The 24,320-nt window shown below is 68.3% G+C and carries 23 protein-coding genes; 6 read left to right on the plus strand and 17 right to left on the minus strand.

The window, feature by feature from the left end:
* Positions 1-55 precede the first annotated feature (55 nt).
* The gene (locus tag CJ010_RS16105) at positions 56-478 is read left to right on the plus strand and encodes a hypothetical protein (RefSeq protein WP_141018978.1); all 423 of its coding nucleotides are present in this window, start codon (positions 56-58) and stop codon (positions 476-478) included.
* Between the two features lie 112 nt (positions 479-590).
* On the opposite strand, the gene CJ010_RS16110 is transcribed toward CJ010_RS16105, so the two are convergent.
* The 11 genes from CJ010_RS16110 to CJ010_RS16160 form a co-directional block, all read right to left on the minus strand.
* Positions 591-1,547, minus strand: a complete 957-nt coding sequence (locus tag CJ010_RS16110) for an AEC family transporter (protein WP_141018979.1) — start codon at positions 1,545-1,547, stop codon at positions 591-593.
* 100 nt (positions 1,548-1,647) lie between these two features.
* Positions 1,648-2,643 (minus strand): aldo/keto reductase, encoded by a 996-nt coding sequence (locus tag CJ010_RS16115; protein ID WP_141018980.1) that lies wholly within the window; start codon positions 2,641-2,643, stop codon positions 1,648-1,650.
* A 91-nt stretch (positions 2,644-2,734) separates the two neighbouring features.
* Entirely contained in the window at positions 2,735-3,694 is a 960-nt protein-coding gene (locus CJ010_RS16120) for a Gfo/Idh/MocA family oxidoreductase (protein WP_141018981.1), read from the minus strand.
* A gap of 1 nt (position 3,695) precedes the next feature.
* Positions 3,696-4,550, minus strand: coding sequence for a class III extradiol dioxygenase subunit beta (locus tag CJ010_RS16125; RefSeq protein WP_141018982.1), 855 nt, complete (start codon positions 4,548-4,550; stop codon positions 3,696-3,698).
* Positions 4,551-4,552: 2 nt separating this feature from the next.
* The gene (gene ligA, locus CJ010_RS16130) at positions 4,553-4,993 is read right to left on the minus strand and encodes a protocatechuate 4,5-dioxygenase subunit alpha (RefSeq protein ID WP_141018983.1); all 441 of its coding nucleotides are present in this window, start codon (positions 4,991-4,993) and stop codon (positions 4,553-4,555) included.
* A 483-nt stretch (positions 4,994-5,476) separates the two neighbouring features.
* Positions 5,477-6,391, minus strand: coding sequence for an amidohydrolase family protein (locus CJ010_RS16135; RefSeq protein ID WP_141018984.1), 915 nt, complete (start codon positions 6,389-6,391; stop codon positions 5,477-5,479).
* A gap of 37 nt (positions 6,392-6,428) precedes the next feature.
* On the minus strand, positions 6,429-7,364 hold the full coding sequence (locus tag CJ010_RS16140) for a DUF1932 domain-containing protein (protein WP_141018985.1): 936 nt from the start codon (positions 7,362-7,364) through the stop codon (positions 6,429-6,431).
* 2 nt (positions 7,365-7,366) lie between these two features.
* Complete coding sequence (gene ligK, locus CJ010_RS16145) at positions 7,367-8,056, minus strand: 4-carboxy-4-hydroxy-2-oxoadipate aldolase/oxaloacetate decarboxylase (protein ID WP_065340789.1); 690 nt, start codon at positions 8,054-8,056, stop codon at positions 7,367-7,369.
* A 21-nt stretch (positions 8,057-8,077) separates the two neighbouring features.
* Positions 8,078-9,103, minus strand: coding sequence for an amidohydrolase family protein (locus tag CJ010_RS16150; protein WP_141018986.1), 1,026 nt, complete (start codon positions 9,101-9,103; stop codon positions 8,078-8,080).
* 112 nt (positions 9,104-9,215) lie between these two features.
* Complete coding sequence (locus tag CJ010_RS16155) at positions 9,216-10,316, minus strand: 4-oxalomesaconate tautomerase (protein ID WP_141018987.1); 1,101 nt, start codon at positions 10,314-10,316, stop codon at positions 9,216-9,218.
* A 121-nt stretch (positions 10,317-10,437) separates the two neighbouring features.
* On the minus strand, positions 10,438-11,670 hold the full coding sequence (locus tag CJ010_RS16160; RefSeq protein WP_141018988.1) for a Bcr/CflA family efflux MFS transporter: 1,233 nt from the start codon (positions 11,668-11,670) through the stop codon (positions 10,438-10,440).
* A 164-nt stretch (positions 11,671-11,834) separates the two neighbouring features.
* On the opposite strand from CJ010_RS16160, the gene CJ010_RS16165 reads away from it, so the two are divergent.
* The gene (locus CJ010_RS16165; RefSeq protein ID WP_141018989.1) at positions 11,835-12,731 is read left to right on the plus strand and encodes a LysR substrate-binding domain-containing protein; all 897 of its coding nucleotides are present in this window, start codon (positions 11,835-11,837) and stop codon (positions 12,729-12,731) included.
* Between the two features lie 35 nt (positions 12,732-12,766).
* On the opposite strand, the gene CJ010_RS16170 is transcribed toward CJ010_RS16165, so the two are convergent.
* Complete coding sequence (locus CJ010_RS16170) at positions 12,767-14,470, minus strand: arylsulfatase (protein WP_168224974.1); 1,704 nt, start codon at positions 14,468-14,470, stop codon at positions 12,767-12,769.
* 510 nt (positions 14,471-14,980) lie between these two features.
* On the opposite strand from CJ010_RS16170, the gene CJ010_RS16175 reads away from it, so the two are divergent.
* On the plus strand, positions 14,981-16,633 hold the full coding sequence (locus tag CJ010_RS16175) for a methyl-accepting chemotaxis protein (RefSeq protein ID WP_141018991.1): 1,653 nt from the start codon (positions 14,981-14,983) through the stop codon (positions 16,631-16,633).
* A 76-nt stretch (positions 16,634-16,709) separates the two neighbouring features.
* Here the strand turns inward: CJ010_RS16175 and CJ010_RS16180 are convergent, their stop codons facing one another.
* Both CJ010_RS16180 and CJ010_RS16185 read right to left on the minus strand, forming a co-directional pair.
* Complete coding sequence (locus tag CJ010_RS16180; protein WP_141018992.1) at positions 16,710-17,600, minus strand: Dyp-type peroxidase; 891 nt, start codon at positions 17,598-17,600, stop codon at positions 16,710-16,712.
* A gap of 90 nt (positions 17,601-17,690) precedes the next feature.
* The gene (locus CJ010_RS16185) at positions 17,691-18,596 is read right to left on the minus strand and encodes a tRNA nucleotidyltransferase (protein WP_141018993.1); all 906 of its coding nucleotides are present in this window, start codon (positions 18,594-18,596) and stop codon (positions 17,691-17,693) included.
* Positions 18,597-18,754: 158 nt separating this feature from the next.
* Here CJ010_RS16185 and CJ010_RS16190 point away from each other — a divergent pair, with 158 nt between their 5' ends.
* Together CJ010_RS16190 and CJ010_RS16195 are read left to right on the plus strand one after the other, a co-directional pair.
* Entirely contained in the window at positions 18,755-19,705 is a 951-nt protein-coding gene (locus tag CJ010_RS16190) for an AEC family transporter (RefSeq protein ID WP_141018994.1), read from the plus strand.
* A gap of 67 nt (positions 19,706-19,772) precedes the next feature.
* Positions 19,773-20,711: a carbon-nitrogen hydrolase family protein gene (locus CJ010_RS16195; RefSeq protein WP_205754802.1), complete on the plus strand. Its 939-nt coding sequence runs from the start codon at positions 19,773-19,775 to the stop codon at positions 20,709-20,711.
* Positions 20,712-20,720: 9 nt separating this feature from the next.
* Here CJ010_RS16195 and CJ010_RS25580 read toward each other — a convergent pair whose 3' ends face one another.
* Complete coding sequence (locus tag CJ010_RS25580; protein WP_256378929.1) at positions 20,721-20,855, minus strand: hypothetical protein; 135 nt, start codon at positions 20,853-20,855, stop codon at positions 20,721-20,723.
* The gene (locus tag CJ010_RS16200; RefSeq protein ID WP_141018996.1) at positions 20,852-22,054 is read right to left on the minus strand and encodes a hypothetical protein; all 1,203 of its coding nucleotides are present in this window, start codon (positions 22,052-22,054) and stop codon (positions 20,852-20,854) included. The genes CJ010_RS25580 and CJ010_RS16200 overlap by 4 nt, the downstream gene beginning before the upstream one ends.
* Before the next feature lie 463 nt (positions 22,055-22,517).
* On the opposite strand from CJ010_RS16200, the gene CJ010_RS16205 reads away from it, so the two are divergent.
* The gene (locus tag CJ010_RS16205; RefSeq protein ID WP_141018997.1) at positions 22,518-23,411 is read left to right on the plus strand and encodes a DMT family transporter; all 894 of its coding nucleotides are present in this window, start codon (positions 22,518-22,520) and stop codon (positions 23,409-23,411) included.
* Between the two features lie 18 nt (positions 23,412-23,429).
* Here CJ010_RS16205 and CJ010_RS16210 read toward each other — a convergent pair whose 3' ends face one another.
* On the minus strand, positions 23,430-24,266 hold the full coding sequence (locus tag CJ010_RS16210) for an alpha/beta fold hydrolase (RefSeq protein WP_141018998.1): 837 nt from the start codon (positions 24,264-24,266) through the stop codon (positions 23,430-23,432).
* Between the last annotated feature and the right edge of the window lie 54 nt (positions 24,267-24,320).

Below are 24,320 nucleotides of genomic sequence, written 5' to 3' on the forward strand. Positions count from 1 at the left end.
CATTCGCTTGTCGCCGACACTGCCAGCCATCGACGCCCTCTTCATATCCACTGCCATGACCCCGCCGACCGACGACACCCCGCCCTCGCCGCGCGAGCTCGACGCGCTGCTCGACACCGTGCGCACCAGCATCGCCCACCACCTCGCCACCGGCAGCCCGCGCTCGGCCGACAACGGCCGCCGCGCACTCGACCGGCTCGGCATGTTGCTCGACGGCGCCGGCCGCAGCGCGGCCTGCGGCGGCGGCAACATCGAACACCAGCCGGCGCTGGCGGATCTGCTGGCGCTGCTGTCGCGCCAGGCAATCGCCACCTCGCATACCGACGCCCGCCACATCGCCCGCTGCCTGGAAGGCCTGAGCCACAGCGCCGACACCGGCATGGGCCCGGTCCTGCGCGCCCGGATCGTGAAGCTGGCGGAGGAATGGCGGGTGCGCGAACGCCGCGCCGGCGATCTCGAAACCGGCATGCGCGAATAGCATCCGGCGGCGGTGAAGCCGGCGTGGCACGCCCGGCCACGCTGCAGAACGCCGGCATGGCGATGATCACCCAGGCCAACTCGATCCCGCGGCGGGCCCTGCAACTGCTCGGCTAACCCGCGCCGACCGCGGCCCCGCTGGCCGTCAGCACGCCGACGACAACGCTGAGCGTGACGAAGGACGCGATGGTGGTCACCACCAGCGCCGCGGCGCACATGCCTTCCTCGCCGTACTTCTGGCCGAAGATCGGATAGATGGTCAGCATCGGCGCGCTGGCGAAGAGCACGGCCGCCATCTGCAGCACCGGATCGACCGGCGGCAGCAGCCAGAACATCGCCAGCACCGCCAGCGGATGCAGCACCAGCTTGCCGAGCGCGATCACGCCGAGCTCGCCCAGCATGCCGCCCACCTTCTGGCCGACCAGCGTTCCACCGATCACGAACAGCGCCACCGAGGCCGAGGCCATCGCCAGCATGTCGATCGCCTTGGCGACGGCCGCGGGCGGATGCAGGCCGAGGATGGCGGCGCCGAAGCCGGCGAGGATGGCCAGCACGATGGGATTCTTCAGCAGGCGGCGGAAAGTCTGCGTCACCACCCGGCCGAGCCTGGCGCCGCTGCCGCCGGCACTTTCGGCGAACGCGATCACCAGCGGCAGCAAAATGAGGTTCTCGACGATCATCGCCAGCGCCAGCGCCACCGCTGCCACCTGGCCGAAGAGTTGGAGGACCACCGGGAAGCCGATGAAGGCGCTGTTGGACATCGCCATGCCCATGCCCACCAGCGCGGCCTTCGGCACGGGCTGCCGGCGCAGACCGCGCATCGCCGCCACACCGGCAGCGAAGACCGCCAGCGAACCGGCCGCGTAGGCCGCGAGATAGGTGAGGTTGAGCACTTCGCCGAAGCTGCGCTGCGACAGCGCCTTGAACAGCACCGCCGGCAGCGCGATGTTGATGACGAAGGCACCGAGCGCACGGGTATCGGCCTTGGCGAACAGCCCGGAGCGCACCGCCGCGAAACCAATGGCGATGACGATGAAGATGGGACCGGTGATGGCCAGGATGTCGAGCAAGGACCGCTCCTCGAAAAACGGGCCGCAGCCCGCCCGAAAGCGCGGCGCGGCCCGGAAACGGCAGCCTGCGCGCTACGCAGGACCGCCGCGGGGATGAAACTCAGAATTCCTCGGTGTCGATCTCGGTCTGTGTCGCGGCGTTATAGCGCGGACCTGTGACGGTGGTCTGATTGATCAGCGCCTCGACCCGCGCGAGCACGTCCGCGCCCAACACGACATCGGCCGCAGCAAGATCTTCTTCGAGGTGGGCGACGCGGGTGGTGCCGGGTATGGGCAGGATGTGCTCGCCCTGAGCCAGCAGCCAGGCCAGCGCGAGCTGCGCCGGCGTACAGCCCGCCTCGGCCGCCAGCGCCTTGTAGCCCTCGAGCAGGCGCAGGTTGGCGACGAAGTTGTCGCCCTGGAAACGCGGCATCGCGCGACGAATGTCCTTGGCGTCGAAGCCGGCGACATCGGCCGGCGACGACAGCGCGCCGGCGAGAAAGCCGCGCGCCACCGGGCTGAACGCGACGAAGGCCACGCCCAGTTCGCGGCAGGCATCCAGCACCGCGATCTCGGCATTGCGGGTCCACAGCGAATATTCGGTCTGCACCGCCGCCACCGGATGCACGGCATGAGCGCGGCGCAGCGTGTCGGCCGACACTTCCGAGAGGCCGATCGCGCGGATTTTGCCTTCGCGCACCAGCTCGGCGAGCGCGCCGACGCTGTCCTCGATCGGCACCTGCTTGTCCCAGCGGTGCAGGTAATAGAGGTCGATGACCTCGGTGCGCAGGCGGGCGAGCGCGTCCTCGCAGGTGCGCTTGAGCGTTTCCGGCCGGCCGTCGATGACGCGCTTGCCATCCACCCCGGTCATGCCGCACTTGCTCGCCAGCGTGAAGCGGGAACGGTGCGGCGACAGCACCCGGCCGACCAGCGTCTCGTTGGCACCGAAGCCATACAGCGCGGCGGTGTCGAAATGGGTGACGCCGAGATCGAGCGCGCGCAGCAGCACCGCCTCCGCCTGTTCCGGCGACGGCGGCACGCCGTAGGCGTGGGAGAGGTTCATGCAGCCCAGGCCGATGGCGCTGACCTGGAACGGGCCGAGATTGCGTTGTTGCATGGGGGCTCCTGTGGGCATTCCTGGGCCTGGCGGACGCAGGCCAGGCAGCGCCGCCCCGAGGGGAGGGGGAAGGCGGCGCTGCCGGCTACGCTCAGGCGGCGTTCAGCTGCTGCTCCAGGTCGTGCAGCACCTGGTAGCAGGCGAACACCGAGGCCACGCTGGAGTTCGGCTCGCGGCCTTCGCGGATGGCGGCGAAGAATTCGCGGTCCTGCAGCTCGATGCCGTTCATCGACACGTCGACCTGGCTGACGTCGATCTTCTCTTCCTTGCCATTGACCAGATCGTCGTAGCGCGCGATGTAGGTGCCGGTGTCGCCGATGTAGCGGAAGAAGGTGCCGAGCGGGCCGTCGTTGTTGAAGGACAGCGACAGCGTGCAGATCGCGCCGTTGGCGGCCTTCAGCTGGATGCTCATGTCCATCGCGATGCCGAGCGCCGGGTGGATCGGACCCTGGATGGCGTTGGCCTTCACGATCGGGCTGCCGGCCTGGTAGGCGAACAGGTCCACCGTGTGGGCGGCGTGGTGCCACAGCAGGTGGTCGGTCCAGCTGCGCGGCTGGCCGAGCGCGTTCATGTTGGTGCGGCGGAAGAAGTAGGTCTGCACGTCCATCTGCTGGACGTTGAACTCGCCGGCCTCGATCTTCTTGTGCACCCACTGGTGGCTGGGGTTGAAGCGGCGGGTGTGGCCGACCATCGCCACCAGCCCGGTTTCCTTCTGCAGGCGGACGACTTCCTCGCCGTCGGCGAGCTTGTCGCACAGCGGGATCTCGACCTGCACGTGCTTGCCCGCCTTGAGGCAGGCGATGGCCTGCGCGGCGTGCATCTGGGTCGGGGTGCACAGGATCACCGCGTCGACTTCCGGCAGCGCCAGGCTGTCGGCGAGGTCGGTGGTGACGTGGGCGATGCCGTACTTGTCGGCCACTTCGCGGGTCTTTTCCAGATCGCGGCTGATCAGCGACACGACTTCCACGCCGTCGATGTTCTTGATGCCGTCCAGATGCTTGATGCCGAAGGCGCCGGCGCCGGCCAGCGCGACCTTGATCGTCTTGCTCATGTCAGTTGTTCTCCAGAATGAGGTGACCCACGGCGGTGTTGGACGCAGGCACATGGTAGAAACGGTGTTTGACGGTGGGCGCGGAGCCGCCGGCGACGTCGCTCATGGCGCCGCGGGCGATCAGCCACATCACCAGTTCGATGCCTTCCGAGCCGGCTTCGCGCACGTAGTCGATGTGCGGCATCTGCGACAGTTCGGCCGGATCGGCGATCAGGCGGTCGAGGAAGGCGTTGTCCCATTCGCGGTTGATGAGGCCGGCGCGCGCGCCCTGCAGCTGGTGGCTCATGCCGCCGGTGCCCCAGATCTGGATCTTGAGGTCCTGGTCGTAGCTTTCCACCGCGCGGCGGATGGCCTGGCCGAGCTGGAAGCAGCGGCGGCCGGATGGCACCGGGTACTGCACCACATTCACCGCGAACGGGATCACCGGGCAGGGCCAGGCCTGCGGCTCGCCGCACATCAGCGACAGCGGCACGGTGAGGCCGTGGTCGACGTCCATCTTGTTGACGATGGTGAGGTCGAAGTCCTGCTGGATCACGCTCTGTGCGATGTGCGAGGCGAGTTCCGGATGGCCGATGACCTTGGGCACCGGGCGCGGGCCCCAGCCTTCGTCGGCGGGGGTGAATTCGGCCGCGCAGCCGATGGCGAAGGTCGGGATCATCTCCAGGCTGAAGGCGGTGGCGTGGTCGTTGAAGACCAGGAAGATCACGTCGGGCGTGTTCTCCTTCAGCCACTGCTTGGAATATTCGTAGCCGGCGAACAGCGGTTGCCAGTAGGCCTCGCCGGTCTTCTTGAGGTCGATCGCGGCGCCGATGGCCGGCACGTGCGAGGTATAGACGGATGCGGTGATCTTGGCCATGGTCAGTCCTTGTTCTTGCCGGCGGCGCCCTGGGGCTGGTGCTGCGGCTGTGCGTCGCCGTCCTCGCCGAGGTAGCGGTTGCCTTCGGCGGAGCGGCCGCCCTTGATCATCATGTCGCGGTATTCGGCTTCGGTCATGCCGGTCATGCTGCCCGCCATCTGCTGGAAGCTCAGGCCGTCGGTGGCGCCGATCTTGGCGAGGAAGTAGATGTTGCCGCCGGTGCGCATGCACCAGTTGAGGTCGCGGGCGAGCACAGCCTGCTTCTGTTCCTCGGTCATCGGCCATTCGTCGAGATAGGCGCGCTCGTCCGCCTTGAAGCGTTCGCGGTTCTCGGCTTTCATCAGCGACATGCAGAACTGGTTGAGCCAGTAGCCCTTGCGGGACTGCTCGGCATCGAAAATGATCGTGCCGGGGATGTTTTGGTACGGTTTATCGAGAGCCATGTCGGTTCTCCTCCTTTTCTGCGTTGAGGGCTGGTTCGTGTTGGAACCGGCTGTGCTCAACGGTTTGTGCGACTGATCGCGGCAAGCGAGGTGTTTGTTCCGCTGGCTGCGGAACTCGCTCGCTACGCTCACTCAGACAGTCCTCGCCTGCTCCACAAACACCCCGTTCGCCGCTTGGCGTGTGTGGCCCGCCTTCTTCCTCCCCCTTCAAGGGGGAGGCTAGGAGGGGGATGGGGTTTCGTTTTAGCACTGCGCCGACCCCATCCCCACCCCAGCCCTCCCCTTGAAGGGGAGGGAGCAAACCACCCCGCCCCATCAAACGCCCGGCGTGGCACTCAGAGCCGTGACGACTGGGGTATTCCTGGAACGGCGAGGACTGTCTGAGCGAGCACCGCGAGCGAGTTCCCAGCCGAGGAAGGAATACCCCAGGCGGCGCGGCTCGCCCCCGAGCCGATCAAGCGCCCCAACAGCCAGACAACAACATCAAACCTCTTCCGGCCAGTAAAGCCGCATCGGGTTATCCACCAGCAGCTTCTGCTGCAGCTCAGCCGTCGGTGCGATGTGGGGAATGAAATCCACCAGCAGGCCGTCGTCCGGCATGTGGTCCTTCAGGTTCGGGTGCGGCCAGTCGGTGCCCCACAGCACGCGATCCGGGAATTCCTCGACGATGCGACGCGCGAACGGCACCACATCACGGTAGGCGGCCTGTTCGCCGTCCAGCGCTTTCGGCCCGGTCACCGACAGACGCTCCGGGCAGCTCACCTTGGACCAGACGTTGGGATTGTCGCGCATGAACTTCACGAACAGCTCGAACTCCGGCCCATCGACCGGCTTGGACACATCCGGGCGACCCATGTGATCCACCACCACCGTCGTCGGCAGCGCGGTGAAGAAGTCCCACAGCTCGGGCAGATCCACCGCCTCGAAATAGATCACCACATGCCAGCCCAGCGGCGCGATGCGGTTGGCGATTTCCAGCAGCTCGTCTTTGGGGGTGAAATCCACCAGCCGCTTGACGAAGTTGAAGCGCACCCCGCGCACGCCGGCGGCATGCAGGTCCTGCAGCTCCTGGTCGGTAATCGTGCGGCGCACCGTCGCCACGCCGCGCGCCTTGCCACCCGAGGCCTTGCAGGCATCGACCATGGCGCGGTTGTCGGCGCCGTGGCAAGTCGCCTGCACCACCACGTTGCGGGCGAAGCCGAGGTGGTCGCGCAGCGCGAACAGCTGCGCCTTGCTCGCGTCGCAGGGCGTGTACTTGCGCTCCGGCGCGAAGGGGAACTCGGCGCCCGGGCCGAACACATGGCAGTGCGCGTCCACCGCGCCGGCCGGCAACTGGAAACGGGGCTTGGAGGGGCCGGCATACCAGTCGAGCCAGCCAGGCGTCTTTTGAAATTCCATTTCTGTCCTTGAGGTGTGGATGGCGTGTGCCCGTGGGCTACGCCTTGTTGTTGGATCCGACGTGGGCCAGGATGCGGTCCGCCTCGGTACGCCAGTCGGCGCTGCGGGCAAAGCCCTTGCCACCGCGCTCGCCGAAAACGCCGGCGTCGGCGAGGTCGGCCATCCAGGCCTGGCGCCCGGCGGTGCCGTCGGCGGACCACGGCGTGAGCCCGGCCTCGCGCACCGTCTGCGCCACTTCACGCACTTCCTCGGCACGGCGGCGGCCATGCTCGATCACGCGCTGGAAGAAGTAGCTCGCCTGCTTCTCCCAGTCGATGCCGGGAAAGGTCTCGTGCAGCGAAGCCAGCACCGCGTCCTCCACGCCGTAGGCGCGGGCCGCGGTGAAGCTCTCGATCACCATCGCTTCCAGGCCCTTGATCATCACGCTGCGGCACATCTTGGTGGCCGAAGCCACGCCCAGCCGCTCCGACGCCACACGGACAGCAAAGCCCAGCTCGTTCAGCGCCGGCGCCAGCGCCACCGCACTCGGGCCGCCGAGCAGCAGCGGCACGCGGATGCGGTAAGGCGGCACCGAAGTCATCACCGCGCCTTCGACATAGTGCCCCCCTGCCCCGTCGATCAAGCCGGCCGCACGGATCTTGGCGCCCGGCGAAGCCGAGTTGAAATCGAGGAAGAAGCTGCCCTGGCGCATTGCCGGCGCACAGGCCTGCGCCACCGCGACCGCCTGGCTGGCAGTCACCGCCGAGACGATGAGATCGGCGTCGGCGGCAAGCTCCGCATGCGAGGCGACCAGGGTCACGCCGAGCTGCGCCGCATGCTCGCGCAACGGCGCCTCCTGCGCCCCGCCCAGCTTGACGTCGCAGGCGAGCACCCGCAGCCCCTGATCGCGCAGATCCTCGGCGAGGATGCGGCCGACCTCGCCGTAACCGACGAGGCCGATGCGCCACAGCAAGGGGTTGGCGGGCGCGGCCATGATCAGTCGATGTACTTGAGGCCGGCCTTGGCCAGCGGCTCGCGCAGCGAGTACATGTCCAGGCCCAGCTCGCCGGCGGCGAAGCGGGCGCGCTTGGCGGCCTCGTTGGCTTCGCGCGCCTCGGCGGCATCGGCCACCTTGGCGGCGACTTCGCGCGGCACCACCACCACGCCGTCGTCGTCGGCCACCACCACGTCGCCCGGATTGACCACCGCGCCGGCGCACACCACCGGCACATTCACCGAACCCAGGGTGGCGCGCACGCAGCCCTTGGCGCTGATGGCGCGCGAGAACACCGGGAACTGCATCGCGGTGAGGTCCTTGACGTCGCGCACGCCGGCGTCGGAGATCAGGCCGCGGGCGCCGCGGGCACGGTAGGAGGTGGCGAGCAGGTCGCCGAACATGCCGTCGGTGCTGTCGGCGGTGCAGGCCACCACCGCCACGTCGCCGTCCTGCAGCTGCTCGGCGGCGACGTGCAGCATCCAGTTGTCGCCCGGCTGGGCGAGGATGGTGACGGCGGTGCCGCAGACGTAGGCGCCCTGGTAGATCGGGCGGATGTAGGGCTTCATCAGGCCGGCGCGGCCCATCGCCTCATGGATGGTGGCGACGCCGAACTTGGACAGGCGCTCGACGGTGGCCTTGTCGGTGCGTTCGATGTTGCGCTTGACGATGCCGAGGTTGTTCACGGACATGGTGGGGCTCTCCGGTTCGGTTTACAGGCCCTTGGCCTTGAGGGCGGCATCCAGGCGCGGATAGACGCGGCGGGCATTGCCTTCGTAGATCTTGTAGCGGTCTTCGGCGCTCACCGCGGCAGCCTCGATGTAGCGCTTGGTGTCGTCGTAGTAGTGGCCGGTCTCCGGGTCGATGCCGCGCACCGCGCCGATCATCTCGGAGGCGAACAGCACGTTCTCCACCGGGATCACCTTGGTCAGCAGGTCGATGCCCGGCTGGTGGTACACGCAGGTGTCGAAGAAGATGTTGTTGAGCAGGTGATCCTTCAGCAGCGGCTTCTTCAGCTCCTGCGCCAGCCCGCGGAAACGACCCCAGTGGTAGGGCACCGCGCCGCCGCCGTGCGGGATCACGAACTTCAGCGTCGGGAAGTCCTTGAACAGGTCGGAGGTCAGGCACTGCATGAAGGCGGTGGTGTCCGCGTTCAGGTAGTGCGCGCCGGTGGTGTGGAAGCAGCCGTTGCAGCTGGTCGACACGTGCACCATCGCCGGGATGTCGTACTCGACCATCTTTTCGTAGATCGGGTACCACTGGCGGTCGGACAGCGCCGGGCTGGTCCAGTGGCCGCCGGACGGGTCCGGGTTGAGGTTGATGCCGACGAAGCCGAACTCCTTGATGCACTTCTCCAGTTCGGGGATGCAGGTCGCCGGATCGACGCCGGGCGACTGCGGCAGCATGGCCGCGCCGATGAAGTTGTCAGGGAACAGCTCGCTGACGCGATAGCACAGCTCGTTGCAGATCGCCGCCCAGGTCGAGCTGATGTTGAAGTCGCCGATGTGGTGCGCCATGAAGCTCGCGCGCGGCGAGAAGATGGTGAGGTCCGAACCGCGTTCCTTCATCAGGCGCAGCTGGTTGGTCTCGATGGTCTCGCGCAGTTCGTCGTCGGAAATCTTCAGGTCCGACACCTTGGGCATCACGGCCGGATCCTTGATGCCGGCGATCTGCTTGTTGCGCCATTCTTCCAGCGCCTTGGGCGCGGTGGTGTAATGGCCATGGCAATCGATGATCATGTTGTTGTCCTCTACCTGGAACCTGTGGTGTGGTCGAAATATCCGGCGCTGCCTCGTCCCCTCGCCGGCACCGGGCCGCATGCCGCCCGCGGGCGGCATGCCGAATGCGTTATCAGGCGGTCGATGCGCGGGCGCCCTTCCAGATCGCGGCCGGCACCATGACTTCGCCGCGCATGATCAGCCGCGCGGTGCGCAACAGCGCTGCGCGGGTGACGTTCTGCGGATTGGCTGGATCGACCTCCAGCTCGACCGAGAACTCGCCGGTGGGGTGTTCCACCGACACGGTCTTGAGATTGCCTTCCGGCACCACCGCGATCCCCTCGGTGATCGAGCCGTCGAGCACGCAGGCGGTGCCGACAGTGACCGCCGCGAGCACGCCGATAGCGTCGTGGCAGACGTGGGGGATGAAGCTGCGGGTGGTGAGGCTGCCGCCGTGTTGGGGTGGCGCGATCAGCGTCATCTTGGGGTAGTTCCTGGCGGTGACGTCGCCCAGGCCCATGGCATGGCCGCAGGCGATGCGCAGGCGCTCGATGCGCGCCTTGAGTTCGGTGTCGGCGTTCATCTCGGCCACCGACTCGTAGCCGGACCGCCCGACGTCGGCTGCCTTGAAGATCACCAGCGGCATGCCGTTGTCGATGCAGGTGACTTCGATGCCGTCGATCACGTCGCGCACCTTGCCGGTGGGCAACAGGCCCGAGCAGACCGAGCCGGCGGTGTCGAGGAAGTTGATCTTGATCGGCGCCGACGCACCCGGCACGCCGTCGATCTTCGCTTCGCCCGCGTAGCTCACCACGCCACCGGGGGTCTGCACGGTGATGTCGCACTGCATGTCGGTGTTGAGCGTCAGCACGCGGAAGGTCGAGGTCTCGCCCTGCGCCTTCACCATGCCGGTTTCCAGCGCGAAGGGCACCACCGCCGCCAGCATGTTGCCGCAGTTGGGCGTGGTATCGACCGTGTCCTTGTCCGGCTGCAGCTGGGCGAACAGGAAGTCGAGATCGACGCCCGGCTTGCTGCCCGGGCGCACGATGCCGACCTTGCTGGTCAGCGGGTTGGCGCCGCCCATGCCGTCGATCTGGCGCCGGTCTGGCGACCCCATCACCGCGAGCAGGACACGATCGCGCGTCGGCACATCGGCAGGCAGGTCCGATTCCTTGAAGAACGGACCGCGGGAGGTGCCGCCGCGCATGAAGAGGGTAGGAATAGGCGTTTGCATGAGGCGCATTCTGTACCTGCATACCTAACCCACAATAGAATGCAAACGCTCTAGCAGCTATCTCGTTTTGCGATAGGTCGTAGCGAGCTATTCACGTTCGGACGTATTGCCCGCCGGCCGCTCAGCCGCCGCCGGAGGATTCCGTCACCGGCCGCGACGCCGCCGGCGCGCCGACGGCCGGCACTGCGCGCTGCACCAGCACCCAGGCCACGAAGGCGATCATCCCGCTCCAGAACCAGACGCCGTACGTCAACGGCAACACGGTACCGTCCATGCTGCGGCCCAGCCAGGCGCCCATGCCGAAGGTCGCCAGCATCATCATGAAGCCGGATAGCGCCGAGGCCGCACCGGCTGCCTGCGGGAAGGGGCCGACGGCGCCGCTCTGGCCACAGGGCTGATGGATGCCGTGGCCGACCATGAAGATCAGGAAGGGCAGGAGAATCGCCATCGGATGATGCAGCCCGACCGCGGCAATGCCGCCGACCAGACAGCCACCGACGAGGCTGAGCGCCCCGCCCACCGCGACCGTGCGACGCAGGCCGATGCGCACCAGCAGGCGTCGGCACAGCACGGTGCCGGACAGGTAGGCGATGGAGGTCGACAGCATCACCCCGCCGTAAGCCGCCTTGGACAGGCCGAGCACCTTGATGAAGACGAAGGACGAACTCACCAGGAAGGTGAAGAGGCCGGCATAGGACACCGTCGCCAGCAAGGCGAAGGCGCGGAAGGCGGGGTGGCGCAGGATCGTCGCCCAGGTCCGGTACAGCACGGCCGGCTGCAGCGCGCGCGGATTCGGCGTGCTGACGGTTTCCTGAAAGCGCAGCGCCACCAGCGCGAGCGCCGCGGCGCCGAACAGCGCCAGCGTCAGCAGCGCCGGCCGCCAGCCGAGGAACTCGGCGATCAGGCTGCCGACCGGCGCCGACAGGCAGGCGATCACGCCCAGGCCGGACAGGCCCTTGCTCATGACGCGCGGCCCGACTTCGGGAGAATACAGATCGCGCACCAGCGCCCGCGCGCACATCACCGCCGCCCCCATCGCCGCCCCCTGCAGCACCCGCCAGACGATGAGCGCAGTCATCGAGCCGGAAAAGGCGCTTGCCACCGAGGCCAGGGTATAGGCCGCCAGCCCCGCCAGCAGGATCGGCCGGCGGCCGTAGCGGTCGGACAGCGGCCCCCACACCAGTTGCGAGGCGCCAAAGGCGAGCAGCAGGGCCGACAGCGTGAGCTGGGCCTGGTTCATCTCGGCACCGAAGGTCTCGGTAATCACCGGCAGGGCCGGCAGATAGAGGTCGGTCGTGATCGGCTGGACGCCGAGCAGCAGGGACAGGAACAGGACGATGAGGGCGGGATTCATGGGGGACGCTATGCGGGATAAGGCACGCCGGGCCTTGTCGGGCATGGCGGGCGGGGCATCGATGATGCCATGTTGTTAGTCATGGCGAACCGGGTTCGCCGGCAGTTATCGAAATCTGCGATACCCACGGATCTGCCATCGCAGCTTTGGCTTAAACTGCCTCCATGGACCTGAAGCAACTCGAATACTTCGTGCGGGTGGCCGAACTCGGCAGCTTCACCCGCGCTTCGATCGCGCTCGACATCGCCCAGCCCGCCCTCTCGCGCCAGGTGCGGCTGCTCGAAGTCGAACTGCGCCAGAACCTGTTGGTGCGTAACGGCCGCGGCGTCACCGTGACCGAAGCCGGCAAGGTGCTGCTCGAACACAGCCGCGGCGTGCTGCACCAGATCGAGCGCATCCGCGAGGAACTCTCGCGCGTGCGCGGCGCGCCTTCCGGCCGCGTCGCCGTCGGCCTGCCGCCCAGCCTGTCGCGGGTGCTCACCGTGCCGATCACCCGCGAATTCCGCGCCCGCATGCCCGACGCCACGCTGTCCATCACCGAAGGCCTGTCGGTGACGATGCGCGAATCGCTGATGAACGGCCGGCTCGACATCGCCCTGCTCTACAACGCGGTGCCGTCCACCGACATCGACCTGTTCCCGCTGCTCGACGAACCGCTGTTCTTCGTCCAGCGCGCCGACCAGGCCGCGGCCGACCCGATTCCGCTGCGCGAGATCGCCCAGCACCCGCTGGTGATCCCGAGCCGGCCGAACGCGCTGCGCATGCTGGTCGAAACCGAACTCGCCAACCTCGGCTGCCGGCCGCGCATCGCACTGGAGATCGACGGCGTCGCCGCCATCCTCGGCCTGGTCGCCGACGGCATGGGCAGCGCGGTGCTGTCGATGAACGCGGTCGTCACCTCGGCCAAGGCGGCGCAGTTCGTCGTCCGCCCGATCACCGAGCCCGGCCTGCATTCGAAGCTGTCGATGGCGGTCAGCTCGCGCCGTCCGACCACCGGCACCCAGCAGGCCATGCTCGAACTGCTGCAGGAAACCACCACGAAGCTGATCGAGCACGCCTGAGCCGCCCGTTCCACCACGGCACGGGCGGCCAACGCTCACTTGCCGGCCGGCGGCCAGACCGGGTCGATGACGCCGACGCGCGCGGCGTACTGCTGGTAGGCGGCGATCATCTCGCGCAGTTTTTCCGGCTGCTCGGCGGCGAGGTCGCGGGTTTCGCCCGGATCCTTCGCCAAGTCGAAGAGCTGCCAGTCGGCAGTCTTGAACGGCGCATCCAGCCTCAGCAGCTTCCAGTCGCCCTTGCGCACCGCCTTGTGCTGCGCCAGTTCCCAGCCCATCACGTAGTCGGCATCGTGCACCGTCGCCGTGTGCCGCTGCAGGAAGGGCAACATGGACTTGCCCAGCGGCTGCGGCACGATCCGGCCCGGCCGCTCGACCTGGCGCTGGGGCTCGCCCGCCACCGCGAGGAAGGTCGCCGGCAGGTCCAGCACCGAGGCGAAGGCGCCGTCGCGGCCGGTGCGCCCGTCCTTCCCCGGATACTTGATCATCGCCGGCACGCGGATGCCACCCTCGCTGGTGAAGCCCTTGTGCAGGCGCGCCGGCATCGCGCGCGCCGGCGTCCAGCCCGGCGTCATCACCACGAAGGAGCCGGGCCGACCCATGTTGCCGTAGCTGAAGTCGAACTTCTGCTCGAAGGCCTTGGCCTTGTCCTCCCCGTAGCGCGCCCAGATGCCGCGCACGTTGTCCGCATCGGCGCCGTTGTCGGACATGAACACGATCAGCGTGTTGTCGTACTCGCCGATCGCCTTCAGGCGCGCGAAGAGGCGACCGATCTGCTCGTCCATGTGCTCGACCATCGCGGCGTAGAGCTCCATGGTGCGCGCCTCGATGCGGCGCTGCTCGGGCGTGAGCTCGTTCCATTTCTTGAGATGCGACGGGAAGGGCGGCAGCGGCGCGTCGGCGGCGACCAGGCCAAGGCGCTGCAGGCGGGCGTGGCGCTCGCGCCATAGCGCTTCGTAGCCGGCGTCGTAGCGGCCCTTGTAGCGGTCCAGCCAAGCGTCCGGCACCTGCAGCGGCCAGTGTGGCGCGGTGTAGGCAAGATAGCCGAAGAAGGGCTTGCCGTTGCCGCGGTTGCGCTCGATGGCGCCGAGCATGCGATCGGTGACCGCGGTCGAGGAGAAGAAATCGTCCGGCAGTCGGGTCACCGCCTTGCCGTTGTCGCGCCAGTCGGCCACCGGCTCGATCGGCTGGTAGCCGAGCATGTTGGCGAAATGGCTGCCGCCGCCCTGCAGCAGCACGAAGGAATCGTCGAAGCCCTTGCTCGCCGGCTCGCGGCCTTCGCCCTTACCGAGGTGCCACTTGCCCGCCATGTAAGTGTTGTAGCCGCGGTCCTGCATCTGCTCGGCGATGGTCATCAGGCGCGCGTCGAGGTGGCCGGCGTAGCCCGGCTGGTCGGCCTGGTTGGGCGCCTTCTTGCGCTCGGCCATCTCGCCGAGGCCAGCCTGGTGGTTGTCGACGCCGGTCATCAGCATGGAGCGCGTCGGCGAGCAGGTCGGCGCGGAGTGGAAGTCGGTCATGAACACGCTGGTCTGCGCCAGCGCGTCGAGGTTGGGCGTGCGGATCTCGCCGCCGGTGATGCCGAGGTCGTTGAAACCAAGGTCGTCGGCCACAATCAGCAGGACGTTGGGACGCTTGGCGCTGCTCGCCTGGGGCGCGGAGCCCGGGGTCGAACATGCAGTGATGGCGAGGCCGGCGGCCAGTGCGGCGCACGCCAGCACGTACCGGGAAAGGCGTTTCTTCACGATGCTGTCTCCTCTTGCTCGACCACCGCCCTTCCCGCTCTCTGGGGGATGGGACTGCGCATGGGGCGGTGGGCCGGACGCGGCCTGCGCGCATCGAGAACGCGCGCGGCCGGCGCCGGCATGTTGTGGGTTGTTGTGATTGCACCCGGCCGGGGGCACGGCGGGCGGGGGATGCGCAAGCTCAGTATGGCGTCGCACATCTTTGGTGCAACATCGTCTTCTTCGACTATCAGCTATCTCACATTGCTATATCCAGACCCATTTATGCAGCTGGTCAGGCGTATCTGCTATGGCTCGTGCGGGTGCGCGCCGGGAGGGGGCGCCCGGCGCTCCGACGAAATCGCCCTAAAGAAATCGTGAAGGACGGCCGCTAAGGGTGTGTCGCCGCCGCCCGCGGCGGAAAACTCTGTGGTAAAAACCGGCGTCGTGTCGTCCGCGCCAGCCCGCGCGCCGACACCGCTTGAAAACCACAATAAACCGCCGCCCGTCGAGGCGGACGGAGGAGACCAGATGGCACGCACACACACGTCCGCCGCCGGCGGCAATCTTTCGGTTCGCACCCTGCTTTACTTCGCCATCGCCATGCAGATCGTGCTGGCGCTGGTGCTCGGCATCGTCGGCATCAGGGGCATGTATTCCACCCTGGACGGCCTGGACGGCGTCTACAACCACCGCGTCATTCCGCTGCGCGACCTCAAGGTCATCTCCGACGAATACGCGGTGGCGGTCGTCAACGCCACCCAGAAGGTGCGCGACGGCACCGTCACGCCGGAGGACGGCGCCAAGGCGATGGAGCGTGCGCAGACGCTGATCGGCGAAAAGTGGAAGGCCTATGTCGGCGGCCAGCTGTCGCCGCGCGAACGCGAGTTGGTCGCCGCCGCCGAGCCGCTGATGGCCAAGGGCAACGAGCTGATCGGCACCATGGTCGAGCGCCTCAAGCTCGGCGCGCTGAGCGAGATCCACGCCACTGCCGAACGCCTGCTCTACCCCACCATGGATCCGATCTCCGACGCGATCCGCGAGCTGATCGAGCTGCAGCTCGATCTCGCCCGCCAGGACTACGAGCGCGAACAGGCCGCCTCCCGCCAGGCGGTGATGATCATGATCGCCTTCATCGTCGGCGCGGCCGCGCTGTCGGGCTTCGGCGGCTTCGTCTTCGCCCGCAACTTCCTGATGCGTCCGCTGGAGGATGCCCGCCGCTTCGCCAACGACATCGCCTCCGGCAACCTCGCCACCCAGATCCGGGTGCATCGCGACGACGAGATCGGCAGTCTCGCCGCCGCCCTGCAGAAGATGCAGGAAGAGCTGCGCAACATGGTGCAGCTGATCCAGAACAACGCCGAACAGATCGCCTCGGCCAGCGGCAACCTCGCCGCCAGCACCGACGAAATTTCCAACGCCACCCAGCAGCAGTCGAGCGCGGCTGAATCGATCGCGGCCGCGATCGAGGAGATGACGACCTCGATCAGCCACGTCTCCGCCTTCACCGCCGACGCCAAGCTGATCGCCGCCGAATCCGGCAACACCTCGCGCACCGGCGCCGACGTCATCCAGCGCGTGGTGCGCGACATCGAACGGGTGGCGCAGTCGGTGGATCAGTCGTCGGAGGCCATCCGCGCGCTGGGCAAGCATTCCAAGGAAATCGCCTCGGTGGTCACCGTCATCAAGGAAGTGGCCGACCAGACCAACCTGCTCGCGCTCAACGCCGCCATCGAAGCCGCACGTGCCGGCGAGCAGGGGCGCGGCTTCGCGGTGGTCGCCGATGAAGTGAGGAAGCTCGCCGAGCGCACCGCCGCCTCGACCGAGGACATTGCCCGCATCGTCGGCCTCATCACCTCGGGCACCGATTCCGCCGTCAAGGCGATGAACGAGCAGGTGAGCGGCGTGCAGGCCAGCGTCGCCCTGGCCGCCGAGGCCGGCGAGGCGATCGCGCGCATCAAGACCTCGTCGGAGCAGGTGGTGTCCACCGTGTCGGATGTTTCCTCGGCGCTGGCCGAGCAATCGACCACCAGCACCGAAATCGCCCGCGGCATCGAGGACATCGCCCAGATGAGCGGCCGCAACAACGATTCGGCGCGCGGCGTGGCCGACGCCACCCGCCAGCTCGCCAGCCTGTCGATGCAGTTGCGCGAAACCGTGCGCCGCTTCCGCCTCAACGGCTGAGCGCGCCCGCCAGAAACGCCACGGCCCCCGCCGCGCATCGTGCGCAGCGGGGGCCGTGTGCCTTGCTGCCGGCGGATCAGCAGCCGATGGCGCGCAGGTCGAGGCGGCCGTCGCGCAGCGGCGGACACCAGTAGTAGCCGCCGGTAAGCGGCCGGCTGAAGCGGAACAGCGCATCGGCGATGCCGTCCTCCAGCCCTGCCATGCGCCGCAGCTGCACCTCGAAGGCATCGAGCGTGCAGCCGAAGGCAACGAACAGCAGGCCGGCCGCGCCGCCTTCCGCCCACGGCATCGAGCGCCGCAGCACGAAGGCTTCCGGCTCGAAGCTCTCCTGCGCGGTGCGTTTCACATGGGCCGATTCCGGCGCGTCTTCGAGCTCCGCGTTGTCGGTCTTGCGCCTGCCGATGATCTTGTCCTGTTCGTCCTGCGGCATCGCCGCGAAGTGGTCGAGGTTGTGCGCCCAGTGCTGGACGGCGACGAAACTGCCGCCCGCCTCGCCGGCAGCACCGTCGCCGACGAAGGCTGCCGCGATCGCCGCCTCGCCTTCCGGATTCTCGGTGCCGTCCTCGTAGCCGGTGAGGTCGTGACCCGTCTTGTAGCGAAAACTGTCGGTGGACTGCACCAGCTTCAATGCCGGCGCCAGCGCCGCCTCGATAGCGCGCGCGCGATGCAGCAGCTCGCCGCGGTCATCGCCGCGCAGCCACACCCACAGCGCATGCTGCGTGGAAGGCACGTCCACGCCGGCACCGGACAGCGCCGGAAAGGCGCGCAGCCCGGCCAGCTTGCCGTCGAGCGCATGCACCAGCGATTCGCCCAGGCCCACCACGGTGGCGTCGCCATCGACCAGCGGCAGCAAGGCCGTCAGCACGGCCGGAAGTTGGCCGAGTGCATCGACCGATTCGATGGCGAAAAAGAGGTGGCGCGCCAGCGGCGGCACCGGGGCAAGAATGCCCGACTGGAAGTGACTCATCGCGGTCCCCTATAGGAAAAGTCCGATTTTAGCGGCGGAGCGGCCTTGCCGGCAGCATTGCGCAGCACAGGGCTCCGCAGCGTGCAGGTTTCAGGCGGGATCGGCCCAGCGCTCCGAACGCAATGCAGCGGCCACCGCGAACGCACGCGCCTCCAGCAAGGCGGTCGCCGCGTCGGCAGCGTCGTCCTCGAATTCGGCCGCGATCGCGGCTTCATCCACGCCCAGGCAGGCCGCAAGCGCCACCCGCAGCATCGCCGCCTTGGGGTAGGTCAGCGAGGCCCGGCCGGGGAAGGCGCGGAAGTCGCAGGTACACAAGGTCAGCAGCTGCTCGAAACGCACCGGATTGCCGAAGGCATCCACCCGCTCCAGCATGGCCGCAATGGAGCCGGCACGCATTTCGGCCGCGCGATGGACCCGCTCGCATTCGGCGATGGCGAGCAGCCCGAGGTCGAGGAAGTCGGCCGGCAGGCGGAAGCGTGCGCAGATCGCCTCGATGCGCGGCCGGCCGCGTTCGATGTGCTTGTAGTGCGAAGGTAGATGCTCGCGCGGCGAATCCGACTTGCCGACGTTGAACACCAGCGCGGCGACACGCACCGCCAGCGAGGCGCGGCAGCGCGCGGTTTCGTCCAGCACCCGCAGCAGGTGCTCGCCGATGTCGACCTCGGCCGGCTCATCGGCGCTCTGCGGCACGCCGAACAGCGCATCGACTTCGGGCAGCAGCACCGCCAGCGCGCCGCAATCGCGCAGCGCACGCAGCATGCGCGACGGCGCCTGCGCCAGCAGGCCGCGCTCGAGCTCGCCCCACGCAGCCGCCGGTTCCAGCCGTGCGAGCACGCCGGCTGCGACCTGATCGCGCATCATGCCGACGGTCTCGCCGTCGAGTTCGCCGTCGTGGCCGGCGGCCATCGCAGCGATACGCAGGATATTGAGGGCGGGGCTGGCGAGCACGTCGCCCAGGACGGCCCCGAAGGCACCGCGGGAAAGGTCGGAACTCATGGCATGCTCGGCGAGGATGACTTAAAGACCATGATGGTAACGCGTGATTGACGCACTGTGATGCACTGCCGCATGACTGCGGCCCCTGCGGATTGTCGCCCGCCCGGTCGGGGCGTAGAGTGGCGCCCCCTCCCGCAGCGGCAGATCACGGCGGCGCCATGTCTGACTTTCTCGATGTCCTCGCGTTTTCCTTCTCCGTCACCGGGCCGATCTTCGTGATCCTGGCACTGGGCATCTGGCTGCTGCGCATCGGCATGGTGAACGACGCCTTCATCGAGGCCGGCTCGCGCGTTGTGTTCAACTTCGCGCTGCCAGCGCTGCTCTTTCTCAGCATCGCTAGGACGCGCATCGAACACACTGCGAACTTCGGCCTGATCGCCTTCGGCATTGCCGCCACCGTGCTGTCCTGGCTGGTGCTGGAATGGATCGCCACGCGCGCCGTCCAGCCGGCGGAAGACCGCGGTGTGGTCGTGCAGGGCGCCTTCCGCTCCAACATGGGCATCATCGGCCTGGCCTACTGCGTGAACGCCTACGGGCCGGCCGGCCTCGCCGCGGCGTCGCTCTATGTGGGCCTGGTCACCATCGTCTTCAACATCCTCGCCGTGATCACGCTCAGCCGCTCGCTGCACAAGAGCAGCAGCCCGGCGCGCATGCTCAAGGGCATCGTCACCAATCCGCTCATCATCGGCATCGTGCTGGCACTGCCGGTGTCGGCGTCCGGCATCGCGCTGCCCAAGCTGGTGACGCAGTCAGGCCAGTACCTGGCCGACCTCACCCTGCCGCTCGCCCTGCTGTGCACCGGCGCCTCGCTCAACTTCCGCAGCCTGCGCGAAGCGCTCGGCAATACGCTGATAGCGGTGATCGGCAAACAGGTCGCGGTGCCGCTGTTGTTCACCCTGGGCGGCATCGCGCTCGGTTTTCGCGGCGTCGATCTCGGCGTGCTGATGCTGCTGGCTTCGGCGCCGACCGCTGCGGCCAGCTACGTCATGGTGCGGGCCATGGGCGGCAATTCGGCGCTGGCGGCCAACATCATCGCGCTCACCACGCTCGCTTCGCTGATCTCCACCAGCGTCGGCATCACCGCACTCCGGAGCCTGCAGTTGATGTAGCCGCGCTTGCCGGACGGGGCCGGCGGACTAGGATGAAAGGACCGGCCGTCCCCTGCGGAGGCGCATCATGCGCATTGCCCTCGTCCAGCATCCCCCTCGCCTGCTCGACCGCGCCGCCACGCTGACGCTGGCCTGCACCCTGGTCGCCGAAGCCGCTGCCGGCGGCGCCGAACTCGTCGTCTTTTCCGAAGTATTCGTCCCCGGCTACCCGACCTGGATCTGGCGGCTGCGACCGGGTGCCGACATGGCGCTCGCCGACCAGCTGCATGCCCGCCTGCTGGCCAACGCGGTCGACCTGTCGGCCGACGACCTTGCGCCCTTGTGCGCCGCCGCACGCGAGCACGCGGTCACGGTGGTCTGCGGCATCGACGAGCGCGACGGCCGTTACAGCCGCAGCACGCTCTACAACGCCGCGGTGGTGATCGGCCCCGACGGTGCGCTGCTGCACCGCCATCGCAAACTGATGCCGACCAATCCGGAACGCATGGTATGGGGCTTCGGCGACGGCTCCACGCTACGGGTGGTGGACACGTCCGTGGGCCGGCTCGGCGTGCTGATCTGCTGGGAGAACTACATGCCGCTGGCACGCTATGCGATGTACGCCCAGGGCGTGGAGATCTACGTGGCGCTCAGCTACGACTGTGGCGAGCGCTGGCTGGCCAGCATGCAGCACATCGGCCGCGAGGGCGGCTGCTGGGTGCTGGCCAGCGGCTGGGCCTGCCGCGCCGCAGACCTGCCCGACGACCTGCCGGGCAAGGCGGCGATGTACCCGGACCCGGCGGAATGGATCAATAGCGGCGACGCGGTGGTGGTCGCCCCCGGCGGGCGCATCGCCGCCGGGCCGCTGCACCAGGAGTTCGGCATCCTGTACGCCGATCTCGATCCGGCCCTGGTCGGCATCGCCCGCCGCAGCCTCGACGTCGCCGGCCACTATGCGCGGCCGGACGTCTTCCAGCTGCATGTGAACGGTGAGGTTCAGCGGCCGGTGGACTTCCATCACGGCTGAGGCACCCGCTCAGCGCGTCGCCGCCGCCCACTGGTCCGGGAAGAGGCCGGCGTTGATGACGCGCGAGATGAAGTCGACGAAGGGCGAGGTGAAGATGTCGTTGTGATTGGGGATGATCTCGCCCGACACGCGCACGATCATCACGTCGGACTCCGCCCGCCCCGGTTGCCTGTGCAGGCGGCTGGTGTACAGCAGCTTGCCGTCGTCGGCATAGTGACGCACGGTGTCGAAGTCGTAGAGCTCGGCCGCCCGCTGCACGCGGCCCTTGCCGCGGACGATCTCCAGCTCGTCGTAGCGCAGCGTCGGACAGGTGCCGCTGCGGCCGGGCGGGTTGCGATAGGCGCCCGGCGGGTCGAGCACCAGCACGTGGGTGACGAAATCGTCGAACAGGCCCACCGGCACCAGGCGCGCCGTGTCGCGGAAGGCGAAATCGCCGCGCACGAAGCTGGCGATGCGCTGCGACCAGGGATAGATCCCCCCAGCACCTCGTCCCGCTCCGAGGTGGCGATCACGAAACGCGGCGCCCGCCGCGCCTCGCCCGCCACCGGCGCACGGCCGACCAGCTTGGCCAGTACGGCATGCTCGTCGGCCGACAGCGCCGGATTCACCAGCACCGCCACGTCGGCGAGCAAGGCATAGCGGCGATCCTCGCCGTCGCTCACCGAGCTTTGCATCACCGGCCGCAGCGCCTTGTAGGTAAGGCGCGCGCCCAGGCTGTGCGACACGATCACGAACTTCGCGCCGGCACCGCCGGACTGGTGCTGATCCCGCAGCCGGGCGATCCGGCTGAACAGGTGGAGCAGATCGCCGCGCTCGCCGATGCGGTCGGCCGCGGCCTGGCGGCCGAAGAAGGTGAAGGCCTTGTTGAACGCCTCGCGGCGATACACCACGCCCGGCCAGCCGACGTAGATCGCATACACCGCACGCGGCGCGCCGTTGCGCGAACGGTAGCCCGCCTGCATCAGGGCCGCCGCCCGCGCCAGTTCGCCGAAACACAACACGTTGTCGTCGTCGAGGGCGGCATTGTGGTTCCAGCCATGCACGTAGAGCAGGATGGTGGTGTCGGCCTGGGCCAGCTTCTGGCCGAGATCGGCCAGCAGGCGCTCGACCTGCGCCGGCTCGGCGAGCAGGCCGTCGTCGTCGAGTTCGACGAAAGCCATCGAATACGACGACCGCGCAGTGCCGGCCGCGTCGCCCGCCTCGGCATCGTGGCGGACGGCATAGTCCATCTGCGCAGCCGGCCGATGGACCGTCTGCGCCGGCGGTCGGTAGGCCGCCACCGAGAACACCAGCAGCAAGGCCACCGCCAGCGCAAAGCCGAGTATCAGCTTGAGGATCGTCATCGGTCTCACCGCGCCCACGCCTCCCCGCCTGGCAGCACAGTCTCACCATAGCCCAGCGCTGCAGCATTGCCATCGCGTCCGCCCGCGCGGCCCGGCGGAATCGGGCTTGACCGTCGCGCCGGCCGCCTCCTACACTTCCGGCATGCCCATCGCCACCCTATCCCGAACGATTAGCGCCATGCGCCGCCACGCCCTGCGTGTATGGCGTCTCGGCCATGGATTCGGGTTCGGGAGCATGCCGTTGCGATGATCAGCTGAAACTTCACCGCACGCACACCGCCGGGCCGCGAATCCGCAAGGACCGCGGCCTTTTCATTTGTCATTCATCAGGAAATCGTCATGCAACGCCGATACGTCACCACCGCCGCCGCTACCGCTCTCCCCCGCTACGCAGGCTGGAACACCGCCCCCGGCGCGCAACCGCCATCGCCGCCGCCCTTGCCTTGAACCGCAGGACATCGCCATGCCCCTCGCCCTTGCCTACACCATCGTCATCCTGATCTGGTCCACCACGCCGCTCGCCATCCGCTGGAGCTCGATCGGCGGCGGATTCACCTTCGCCGTCATGGCGCGCATGCTGATCGGACTTGCGCTTTCGCTGGCGCTCATCGCCGTCTGGCGCATCGGCCTGCCGCTGCACGCGCGTGCCCGCCGCAGCTACCTGGCCGGCGGCCTTGGCACCTTCGGCGCCATGCTCTGCACTTACTGGGGCGCGCAATACATCCATTCCGGGCTGATCTCGGTACTGTTCGGCCTCACCCCGCTGATGACCGGCGTGCTCGCCACCCTTTGGCTGGGCGAAAAGGCGCTGCAACCGGGCAAGATCGCCGGCCTGCTGCTCGGCATCGCCGGGCTCGCGCTGATCTTCGCCACCGGCGACCAGGCCGGCTCCGGCAAGGCCCTGCCCGGCCTCGTCGCCCTGCTGCTCGCCGTGCTGATCTACTCCGCCAGCCTGGTGTGGGTGAAGCGCATCGGCGACGACAGCCCGCCGCTCGCCACCACCGCCGGCACGCTCCTCGTCGCCATGCCGCTGTTCGCATTCGCCTGGCTGCTGGCCGATGGTGCGCCCCCCGCCGCCGTCCCGGCCCAGGCCTGGCTCGCCATCGCCTACCTCGGCGTGTTCGGTTCAGTGCTCGGCTTCGCGCTCTACTACTACCTGATCAAGCACATGGAGGCAGGCAAGGTCGCGCTCATCACCCTGATCACCCCCGTGCTGGCACTGCTGATGGGCAACATGCTCAACAACGAAGTCATCGAAGCCCGGGTCTGGCTCGGCGCGGCGCTGATCAGCCTCGGGCTGGCGATACACCAGTGGCGGACCATCGCTGCGCTGCTGCCGGCCCGTATCCGCGGCTGAGTCCTGTGCCGGCCGCCGTCACGGCGGCGGGCGACGCCCGATCTCCCGCCACAGCACCGGCCACTGCGCGGCCCAGCAGCAGCGATGATCGAAGTCCGGCACCACGCGCACGACCGGACGCGCGCCCGGGCGAAAGCGGTCGGCAAAACCCTGCACCAGCTCCGGCCGGACGTTGTCGTCCCGTTCGCCGACGAAGTGGAGTTGGGGCACGCGTTCGAGGCGGTCGATCTCGCCGGCCGGATCCATCGATCCGTCCAGTTGCCGGACGCGGTGCAAACGCGTCCACGCCGTCAGGTCGAGGTTGCCGGCGACCGTCACCAGGGCGTCGACGTCGTCGCGCCGGGCAGCGAGCAGCGCGGCAACCGCCCCGCCCCCCGAATAGCCGACCAGCGTGAGGCGGTTCGCACCGAAGCGCGCCTTCAGGGCATCGACCGCCTCGTTGCTCGCAGCGATCACCTCCGGTGCGAAGCGCGCATCGGCCCAATACCGACTGGCGCAATGTCTTGCCCCGTCGCCGACATACTGGCAGGGACGTCCGAGATAGGCTGCGGCGCCCTCGGGCTGCGCGAGCGCCAGACGCAGCGCGAGCGGATCGCGCGGCGTCGGGTCGGGCGACGGTTGCGACACGCCTAGCCAAGCCAGGCCGTCGCCCTCGATGTAGATGGTCAGCCGTTCAGCGCGCGTCGGACGATGCGGAAGGTAGGCAAGCAGATCGAAATGCCCCGCCGGCAGCACGGTCGCCCCCCAGGCCTGCTCAGCAGCGAGCGAGTCGGCCTGCGCGCGGCGCTCCGCCGGTGTCGGGATCGTCGCGCAGCCGACGAGGACGAGGCTGCACACCCATGCCAGCATCCTCATCGGCGTCATCTCCCCAAAAACGGAAAAAGCCGGGGACCTGCCCCGGCTCGTTCC

Origin of the sequence: Azoarcus sp. DD4 (assembly GCF_006496635.1) — a bacterium.
Lineage (GTDB): Bacteria > Pseudomonadota > Gammaproteobacteria > Burkholderiales > Rhodocyclaceae > Azoarcus.

What these genes read in the sequence shown, in the direction of transcription:
- CJ010_RS16150 (WP_141018986.1), bottom strand. Translation starts at nt 9,103, where the DNA reads ATGATCATCGATTGCCATGGCCATTACACCACCGCGCCCAAGGCGCTG.
- CJ010_RS16185 (WP_141018993.1), bottom strand. Translation starts at nt 18,596, where the DNA reads ATGAGTTCCGACCTTTCCCGCGGTGCCTTCGGGGCCGTCCTGGGCGAC.
- CJ010_RS16165 (WP_141018989.1), top strand. Translation starts at nt 11,835, where the DNA reads ATGGACCTGAAGCAACTCGAATACTTCGTGCGGGTGGCCGAACTCGGC.
- CJ010_RS16190 (WP_141018994.1), top strand. Translation starts at nt 18,755, where the DNA reads ATGTCTGACTTTCTCGATGTCCTCGCGTTTTCCTTCTCCGTCACCGGG.
- CJ010_RS16115 (WP_141018980.1), bottom strand. Translation starts at nt 2,643, where the DNA reads ATGCAACAACGCAATCTCGGCCCGTTCCAGGTCAGCGCCATCGGCCTG.
- CJ010_RS16120 (WP_141018981.1), bottom strand. Translation starts at nt 3,694, where the DNA reads ATGAGCAAGACGATCAAGGTCGCGCTGGCCGGCGCCGGCGCCTTCGGC.
- ligK (WP_065340789.1), bottom strand. Translation starts at nt 8,056, where the DNA reads ATGTCCGTGAACAACCTCGGCATCGTCAAGCGCAACATCGAACGCACC.
- CJ010_RS16200 (WP_141018996.1), bottom strand. Translation starts at nt 22,054, where the DNA reads ATGACGATCCTCAAGCTGATACTCGGCTTTGCGCTGGCGGTGGCCTTG.
- CJ010_RS16140 (WP_141018985.1), bottom strand. Translation starts at nt 7,364, where the DNA reads ATGGCCGCGCCCGCCAACCCCTTGCTGTGGCGCATCGGCCTCGTCGGT.
- CJ010_RS16175 (WP_141018991.1), top strand. Translation starts at nt 14,981, where the DNA reads ATGGCACGCACACACACGTCCGCCGCCGGCGGCAATCTTTCGGTTCGC.
- CJ010_RS16105 (WP_141018978.1), top strand. Translation starts at nt 56, where the DNA reads ATGACCCCGCCGACCGACGACACCCCGCCCTCGCCGCGCGAGCTCGAC.
- CJ010_RS16205 (WP_141018997.1), top strand. Translation starts at nt 22,518, where the DNA reads ATGCCCCTCGCCCTTGCCTACACCATCGTCATCCTGATCTGGTCCACC.
- CJ010_RS16210 (WP_141018998.1), bottom strand. Translation starts at nt 24,266, where the DNA reads ATGAGGATGCTGGCATGGGTGTGCAGCCTCGTCCTCGTCGGCTGCGCG.
- CJ010_RS16160 (WP_141018988.1), bottom strand. Translation starts at nt 11,670, where the DNA reads ATGAATCCCGCCCTCATCGTCCTGTTCCTGTCCCTGCTGCTCGGCGTC.
- CJ010_RS16155 (WP_141018987.1), bottom strand. Translation starts at nt 10,316, where the DNA reads ATGCAAACGCCTATTCCTACCCTCTTCATGCGCGGCGGCACCTCCCGC.
- CJ010_RS16135 (WP_141018984.1), bottom strand. Translation starts at nt 6,391, where the DNA reads ATGGAATTTCAAAAGACGCCTGGCTGGCTCGACTGGTATGCCGGCCCC.
- CJ010_RS16180 (WP_141018992.1), bottom strand. Translation starts at nt 17,600, where the DNA reads ATGAGTCACTTCCAGTCGGGCATTCTTGCCCCGGTGCCGCCGCTGGCG.
- CJ010_RS16125 (WP_141018982.1), bottom strand. Translation starts at nt 4,550, where the DNA reads ATGGCCAAGATCACCGCATCCGTCTATACCTCGCACGTGCCGGCCATC.
- CJ010_RS16195 (WP_205754802.1), top strand. Translation starts at nt 19,773, where the DNA reads ATGCGCATTGCCCTCGTCCAGCATCCCCCTCGCCTGCTCGACCGCGCC.
- ligA (WP_141018983.1), bottom strand. Translation starts at nt 4,993, where the DNA reads ATGGCTCTCGATAAACCGTACCAAAACATCCCCGGCACGATCATTTTC.